The 7,523-nt window shown below is 69.0% G+C and carries 7 protein-coding genes and 1 pseudogene; 2 read left to right on the top strand and 6 right to left on the bottom strand.

All coding sequences use genetic code 11. From position 1 onward, the window contains the following. Positions 1-97 precede the first annotated feature (97 nt). The 4 genes from VIW71_RS08825 to VIW71_RS08840 are packed head-to-tail and all read right to left on the bottom strand — an operon-like array spanning position 98 to position 4,946. Positions 98-1,750, bottom strand: coding sequence for a glycoside hydrolase family 13 protein (locus VIW71_RS08825; protein WP_331621485.1), 1,653 nt, complete (start codon positions 1,748-1,750; stop codon positions 98-100). A 43-nt stretch (positions 1,751-1,793) separates the two neighbouring features. Beyond that, positions 1,794-2,636, bottom strand: coding sequence for a carbohydrate ABC transporter permease (locus VIW71_RS08830; RefSeq protein ID WP_331621486.1), 843 nt, complete (start codon positions 2,634-2,636; stop codon positions 1,794-1,796). A 4-nt stretch (positions 2,637-2,640) separates the two neighbouring features. Further along, positions 2,641-3,561: a carbohydrate ABC transporter permease gene (locus tag VIW71_RS08835; RefSeq protein WP_331621487.1), complete on the bottom strand. Its 921-nt coding sequence runs from the start codon at positions 3,559-3,561 to the stop codon at positions 2,641-2,643. A 5-nt stretch (positions 3,562-3,566) separates the two neighbouring features. Then, the gene (locus VIW71_RS08840; RefSeq protein WP_331621488.1) at positions 3,567-4,946 is read right to left on the bottom strand and encodes an ABC transporter substrate-binding protein; all 1,380 of its coding nucleotides are present in this window, start codon (positions 4,944-4,946) and stop codon (positions 3,567-3,569) included. A gap of 285 nt (positions 4,947-5,231) precedes the next feature. Here VIW71_RS08840 and VIW71_RS08845 point away from each other — a divergent pair, with 285 nt between their 5' ends. After that, on the top strand, positions 5,232-6,251 hold the full coding sequence (locus tag VIW71_RS08845) for a LacI family DNA-binding transcriptional regulator (RefSeq protein WP_331621489.1): 1,020 nt from the start codon (positions 5,232-5,234) through the stop codon (positions 6,249-6,251). Positions 6,252-6,300: 49 nt separating this feature from the next. On the opposite strand, the gene VIW71_RS08850 is transcribed toward VIW71_RS08845, so the two are convergent. Beyond that, the gene (locus tag VIW71_RS08850; RefSeq protein WP_331621490.1) at positions 6,301-6,831 is read right to left on the bottom strand and encodes a TetR/AcrR family transcriptional regulator; all 531 of its coding nucleotides are present in this window, start codon (positions 6,829-6,831) and stop codon (positions 6,301-6,303) included. 355 nt (positions 6,832-7,186) lie between these two features. Next, positions 7,187-7,306: pseudogene (locus VIW71_RS08855) on the bottom strand (transposase); the annotation flags it as partial. Between VIW71_RS08855 and VIW71_RS08860 the strand changes: the two are divergent. Continuing rightward, on the top strand, positions 7,298-7,523 hold a 226-nt coding region (locus VIW71_RS08860; protein ID WP_331621491.1), incomplete at its 3' end, for a transposase family protein. The pseudogene VIW71_RS08855 and the gene VIW71_RS08860 sit on opposite strands and share 9 nt — an antisense overlap.

The raw sequence follows: 7,523 nt of genomic DNA on the forward strand, positions 1-7,523 counted from the left end.
TCCGGTCGGCGGGGAGGAGCACCGGACAGGCCCCGGTGGATTCGGGCGCAGCAGGGCGCTGGCGGACGTCAGCCGGGGCGAACCCCATGCCCGTCTGTCAGTCCCGTTGGAGCAGAACCGTCGTGTCCGGGGGTATCAACCCGTTCTTGCTCAGCGGTCCTGACGTGAGGAGGGGGCTGCAAGTGTCGGGGAGTGGGACCGGCTGGTCGGAGAGATTGACCGCGCACAGCAGGCCGTTGCCCCGTTCGAAGAGCAGCGTGCCGTCCGGGCTGTCCAGCCAACGGAACTCCTCGCCGCGCAGGCCGGGGTGGGTGCGGCGTAGGCGCAGGGCGGAGCGGTAGAGCTGGAGCATGGAGGTGGGGTCGGCCTGGTTGGCTTCGGCGGTGTACGCCTTCCAGTCCTCGGGCTGGGGGAGCCAGGGGGCGGCTCCGGAGGTGCTGAAGCCGAAGGGCGGGGTGTCGCCGGTCCAGGGGAGGGGGACCCGGCAGCCGTCGCGGCCGCGGATGGTGTGGCCGGAGCGTTCCCAGGTGGGGTCCTGGAGGGCCGATTCCGGGAGGTCTTCCACCTCGTAGAGGCCGAGTTCCTCGCCCTGGTAGATGTACGCGCCTCCGGGCAGGGCCAGCATCAGCAGGGCCGCGGCGCGGGCGCGGCGGGTGCCGAGGGCGAGGTCGGTGGGGTGGCCCTGGTCGCGCATCGGCGTCGTGACGCCGGTGTAGGCGCGGCCGTAGCGGGTGACGTGGCGGGTCTCGTCGTGGTTGGAGAGGACCCAGGTGGCGGGGGCGCCGACCCGCGCCAGACCGGTGATCGTGCGGTCGATCACCTCCCTCAACCTGTCCGCTTCCAAGGCGCACTTGAGGAAGTCGAAGTTGAAGGCCGTGTGCAGTTCGTCGGGGCGGAGGTAGTCGGGCATGCGGCCGGGGCGGACGTGGGCCTCGGCGACGAAGACCCGGCGGTCCTCGTAGCCGTCCGCGATCGCCCGCCAGCTACGGAAGATGTCGTGGATGCCGTCGCGGTCCCAGTGGGGGTGGTTCTCCTGGCCTTCGCGGGCGAGGACGGAGAACTCCGTCAGGCCGAGGTCGGGGAGGGCCGGGTCCTTGACCATGCCGTGGGCCACGTCGATGCGGAAACCATCGACGCCCAGGTCGAACCAGAAGCGCAGGATCGACTCGAACTCGGCTCGGACTTCGGCGTTGTCCCAGTTCAGGTCGGGCTGTTCGGGGGCGAAGAGGTGGAGGTACCACTGGCCGTCGGCGGTGCGGGTCCAGGTGGGACCGCCGAAGGCCGCGTGCCAGTCGTTCGGGGGCAGAAAGCCGTCCTCGCCCCTGCCGTCGCGGAAGATGAAGCGTTCGCGCTCCGCGGAGCCGGGCGGTGCCGCCAACGCCTGCTGGAACCAGGTGTGCTGGTCGGAGGTGTGGTTGGGGACGATGTCCAGGATGATACGCAGGCCGAGCTCGTGGGCCTCGGCGATCATCTGCCTTGCCTCGTCGAGGATACCGTAGGCGGGATGGATGTCGCGGTAGTCGGAGACGTCGTAGCCGCCGTCGGCCAGCGGGGACGGATACCAGGGGTTGATCCAGATCGCGTCGACACCGAGGTGGGCCAGGTAGTCCAGGCGGGAGCGGAGGCCGGCGATGTCTCCGGTTCCGTCGCCGTCGCCGTCGGCGAAGCTGCGTATGTAGACCTGGTAGATCGCGGCGGAGCGCCACCAGGAGTCGTCGGCTGCCGGTGATGTGGGGGTCGAGTCGCTCATGTTGCTCGGTCCTGACTGTCTGAAGGGGTGATGGGGGTGGGTGTCAGCCCTTGACCGAGCCCTGGAGCAGCGCCTTGACGAAGTGACGTTGCAGGAACAGGAACACGAGGATCGTGGGGGCCATGATCAGCAGGGCGCCGGCGTTCAGGAGCACCTGGTCGGTGCTGTATTTGGTGGTGAACGCCTGGAGAGCACCGGCCATCGTTCGCTTGTCGGGGTCGTCGATGAGCACCAGGGCGAGCAGGAACTGGTTCCAGGTGGACAGGAACATCAGCAGGGCCAGGGAGGCGATCGCCGGGCGGGCGAGGGGCAGGTGGATGTGGAACAGAGCCCGCCAGGGGCCCGCGCCGTCCATGCCCGCCGCCTCGGACATTTCGCGGGGCACGCCCACGAAGTGCGCCCGCATCCAGAACACCGCGAACGGCATGTTCATCCCGATGAGGGGGAGGATCAGCGCCCACTGGCTGCCCAACAGGCCCATGTCCCTGGTCTGTTCGTAGAGGGGGACGATCACGATCTCGTACGGGAGGGTGAGAGTCAGGACGAGGATCGTGGAGAAGACGCGGCCCAGCGGGATCTCCAGTACGGCGATCGCGTACGCGGCCATCGTCGAGATCAGGACAGCGACGGGGACGACCCCGAGCACAATGAGCGTGCTGGACTTCAGCAGGGTCGTGATGTTGGCGACGTTCCAGGCGTCGGCGAAATTGTGCCAGTGCGGGTCGGACGGCCAGCTCAGACCGGCGGGGAAGGATCCCTGGGGCGCGAGGGCCGCGCTGACCATGCTCAGCAGCGGGACGACCGAGTAGAGCGCGGCTGCCGTGATGAGTACGAGTCCGGGGGCGCGTCGGCGCAAGGTGCGTACGGTCTGCATTCGTTCGGGCATCGGACTACTTCTCCCGGAACAGGCGCTGGAGCGGGACGACGACGGCGATCACGATCAGGGCGAGGACGACGGCGAGGGCCGAGGCCGCGCCGAGGCGGCTGTCGTTGAAGGCCAGGTTGTAGACGGCGACGCCGGGGACCATGGTCTGGGTGCCGGGGCCGCCCTGGGTGGAGAGGTAGACGACGTCGAAGCTGGCGAGCGCGGCGATGACGGTGATGGTGACGCAGACGCCGATCTCGTTGCGCAGGCCGGGGAGGGTGACGGCCAGGAACTGGCGGATCGGGCCGGCGCCGTCGATGCGGGCGGCCTCGTACAGGCTGTTGTCTATCTTTCCGATGCCGGCCAGCAGCAGCATCGTGCACAGCCCGGTGGACAGCCAGGTGCCGATGAAGCCGACGGCGGTCAGGGCCCAGGTGAAGTCGGCGAGCCAGGGGCGGGCGACGTCGTCGAGGCCCACGGCGCACAGGAGTTGGTTGACCACGCCGTTGTCGGAGTACATCCAGGTCCAGGCGACGCCCGCGGCGGCCCCGGGGATGATCTGCGGGAGGAAGAGGAGCGTGCGGGCCAGGGCGCCGGTGAAACGGCCCTGGAGCTGGCGCAGTACGGAGGCGGTGATCAGAGCCAGCGTCACCGGCAGGACGGTGAAGAAGAGGATCAGGTAGAAGGCGTGGAGCAGGGCGGAGAACTGCTCGGCGTCGGTGAAGACCTCCGTGTAGTTCTTCAGGCCCACCCAGGTGGAGGCGCCGATGCCGTCCCAGTCGTAGAAGGAGTACTGGATCGACAGTAGGACCGGGTAGAAGTTGAAGACGCCGTAGAAGGCGAGGGCGGGGAGGGCGAAGAGCCAGCCGGCCCACCGCCGGGCCCGGAGCCTGCGGCGGCCCCGGGCGGCGACGGCGCCCTTCCTCGTCGTTCGGGTCGAGGACATGGCGCTCAGCCAGCCTTGAGGGCGTCGGCGTAAGTGGTCTGGAGGGTTTTCACCATCGCGGTCGGCTCGACCTTGCCGGAGACCAGCAGTTGGAGCTGCTGGGTGAGCTTGGTGTTGACGGCAGGGGCGGAGTTCTGCAGCCAGCCGTCGAAGCCGTTGTCGGAGGCGATGGCGGCGTAACCGGTCTGGATCTGCTCGGTCAGCGTGCCGGACAGGGAAGGCTCGGCCGCGTCGGACGCGCCGGAGGCCAGTGCCGCGTACCCGTTGTCGACCGCGACCTTCGCCGCTTCAGACGTGGTGAGGAAGTCGAGGAACAGGCCGGCGGCGTCCTTGTTCTTCGAACGGGCGGCTATGGAGAAGGCGAGCGTGTTGCTGGTCATGCCCGCCTGTTTGCCGCCCTTCTCGGCGGGCGGCATCGGGAAGACGCCGTACTCGCCCTTGAAGTTCTTGTCGAGGGTCTGCGTGATCCAGCTGCCCTGGAAGAAGAACAGGCCCTTGCCCCCGGTGAACTGGCCGTACGACGCCTCCTGGTTGAGGGCGTTGACGTCGGAGGCGAAGTAGCCCGCCTTGATCCACTTCTGTAGGGTCTTGGTGGCCTTCACGGCCTCCGGGGTGTCCAGCGTGGCGCCCGGCTTGTGGTGGACGATGTCGCTGAGTGCTTGGGCGCCCATGTAGTCGCCGAGGAGCAGGTTGTAGAGGTGGCCGATCAGGCCGTCCTGGTTGGAGGCGACGATCGGGGTGATGCCGGACGTGTTCGCCTTGGCCATGACGGCTTCCAGCTCGCTGATGCTCGCCGGCACCGTCTTCATGCCGACCTTGGCCGCCAGCTCCTTGTTGTAGAAGACGCCGACCAGGGGGCCTGCCGAGCCGCCCGCCTGGTACAGCGAGCCCGAGCCGCTCACGCCGTTCGACACCCGGCCCGGGGCGAGTGCGGAGGCGGGGACCTTGTCACTCCAGCCGTACGCCTCGTCGTAGGCGTCGAGGTTCGTCAGCAGGTTGTCCTTGACACCGCCGAGAAGGTCGTAGGGCTGGACGATGTCGGGCGTGGAATCGGAGGCCAGCAGCCTCGGCAGCACGGTGTTGTAGTTGTTGTCCGCCTCCACCCGCAGCTTGACCTTGATCTTCGGGTACGTGGCCTGGAAGGCGTCGGCCAGGCCCTGCTCGTACGTCTCCACACCGGCCGCGGAGAACAGCGTCAGGGTCGCCGGGGTGTCGGCGACGGCGGTGTGCACGGCGGTCGGGGTCGCGCTCGCCGGCGAGCCGGAGCCCGGCCCGCTGCACGCCGCCAGCGTGACCAGCACGGACGCGGCGGCGACCGCCGCCAGCGGGGCGCGCGGGCGACCGCCCACGGTTCTGACGGGGGAGGTGGGGTGCTGCTCAGGCATGATGCCTCCTTGCATCCATGCGGCTGCCGCTCACGGTGGGCAGACAGAGGTCGGTGCGCTTTCCGGACCGGACCGCAGGACGTGCGAATCAGGTTTCGGAAGCGTTTCCGTTGCAGAAAGACTGAGGTGACCGGACACGTCTGTCAAATAACGAAACCGCAACATGCATTTGACGTGCTGAAACGATGAGATGGCCTTACGGGCAGGTAGCCGGCGCCAGTGGAATCCCCGGAAACCCTTCCGGGAACTATGGAAGCGTTTCCGAACGTGGGTTAGCCTTCCGGCATGGCGCAGAGTTCCCGGAAGATCAACATGGCGGACGTGGCCCGTGCGGCCGGTGTCTCGATGGCCACCGCCTCACGCGCGCTCAACAACGAGAACGGCGTCGCCGAGGCCACCCGACGGCGCGTCCTCGCGGTCGCCGAGGAGCTCTCCTACGTCGTCTCCCCGGAGGCGTCCCGGCTGGCCGGCGGCGACACCGGCCGGGTCGCGGTCGTCGTGCCGCACATCTCCCGCTGGTTCTTCGCCACCCTCCTGGAGGGGCTGGAGTCGGTGCTGCGCGCCGCCGACCTGGACGTGCTCCTGTACCACGTCGACGGCATCGAGGACCGGCACGACTTCTTCCACCGGCTGCCGGCGAGGCGCAAGGTGGACGCGGTGGTCGTGTTGGCCTTCCTGGTCGGTGAGGAGGAGCAGCGACGCTTGGAGCTGATGGGCGTGACGGTCATCGCCGCGGGTGGTCAGCACGCGCCCTACCCGAACGTGTCCATTGACGACGAGACCGCCGGTCGCCAGGCCATGGACCACCTGCTCTTCCTGGGGCACCGCCGTATCGCCATGATCGCTGCGGTAGACCCCGACCAGCCGGACGAGGTGCAGCCCTCGGGCCGCTCGAACGCGTACTACGCCGCTTTGCGCGACGCGGGCACACCGCTCGACGAACGTCTCGTCGTCACCGTCGACTGGGGCGGCGCCCAGGGTGCCGACGCCATGGCCAAGCTGCTCAGCCAGCCCGAGCCGCCCACCGCCGTCTACGCCCACTCCGACGAAGTCGCGCTCGGCGCGATCCGCACCCTGCGCCGCGCCGGCCTGCGCATCCCCGAGGACATGTCCGTCATCGGCATCGACGACCACCCCGTCGCCGAGCTGACCGACCTCACGACCGTCCGCCAGCCTGTCCGGGAACAAGGAGAACTCGCCGGACGCATGCTCCTGGGCATCCTGCGCGGCGAGGAAACCGACCACGACGTCGTCGTACCGACCCAGCTCGTCATCCGCGGCAGCACGGCACCACCGCGCGCATAGGCTCATCCGCAACGGCCCGGAACACTGCAGGCCGGAGCCGGTGCAGCCATTATGGAGCGGTACCGGGGGCGGTCCGCGGGGCGGATCCGGCGGCGCCCGCGCCGAGCCCGTTCAGGAGCGTGTCGACCACGGTGTCGGCGGCCTGCGCGGGGGTGAGGTCGGTCAGTTGGCGCGAGGCGATGTCCGTCAGCATCGGCAGGACCGTGCTCACCCACCCGTCCGGCAGCCCGGAGCGGATCAGGCCCTCGTCCGTGGCGCGGCGCAGGAAGTCGCTGAGCTCGCGGACCGAGCGCTCGCGCCGCTCGCGGACGGGCTCCTCGGCCAGCATCCGGCTCAGGCCGACCGGCCACGTGCGGTTGGCGCCGATGATGCCCTCGACATAGCGGTGCAGGGCGACGGCGACCGGGGCCTCGCGCAGCCGGGCGTCCTCGGTGGCCCGCTCGATGGCCGTCAGGCGCGCCTCGTAGATGGCCGCCAGCAACTCCTCGCGCGAGGCGAAGCGCCGGTAAACGGTGCGCCGGTCCACGCCGGCCTCCGCCGCGATGGCGGTGATGCTCGCGGCCGGATCGGCGGCCAGCATGCGTGCACCGGTCGTCATGACTGCTTCCAGGTTACGTGCTGCGTCGGCTCTCACACCCCGAGTATAGCCAGCACTGGGGCGGAAAGACTCGACTACTGTCACATCGTTGCGCACTACTTTGATAAAAGTGCTACATTGAAGTGGCATTTAGTGGAAAGCCCTCCGCTACGGAGTCGGGAGGAAGCACATGATCACCTACGACAAGCTTTTCATCGGCGGCACCTGGACCGAGCCGAGCAACCCGGAGTTGCTCGACATCCTGTCCCCGCACGACGAGTCGGTCGTCGGCCGCGCCGCCCAGGCCGAGCCGGCCGACGTGGACCGCGCGGTGGCCATCGCCCGCGCCGCTTTCGACGGTGCCCTCCACGTCCCGGGGCACCCTGACCTCGACCGGTCCGACATCGGTCAGCACCGTCTTGGACCGGCTGCCGTTGCGGCTGTTGCCGGTGTTCCGGCCGGCTGCGTCATGCTTCTCGTCAACGAGCTTGTGCAGACGGTGTTTTCGGGTCTTTCCCCGCTGGTCATTGAGGATGTGGCCGACGAGTGCGAGCGGATCGTGGTGCGGGCACGGACTCCGCAGGGCACCGCGGTCTGTCCGGTGTGCGGCGCGTCGTCGGGGCGGGTGCACGGATCTCACCTGCGGACGGTGGCCGACGTGCCGGTCGACGGACGGCGGGTGGTGGTGCGGGTGC

Origin of the sequence: Streptomyces sp. (genome assembly GCF_036524955.1) — a bacterium.
GTDB lineage: Bacteria > Actinomycetota > Actinomycetes > Streptomycetales > Streptomycetaceae > Actinacidiphila.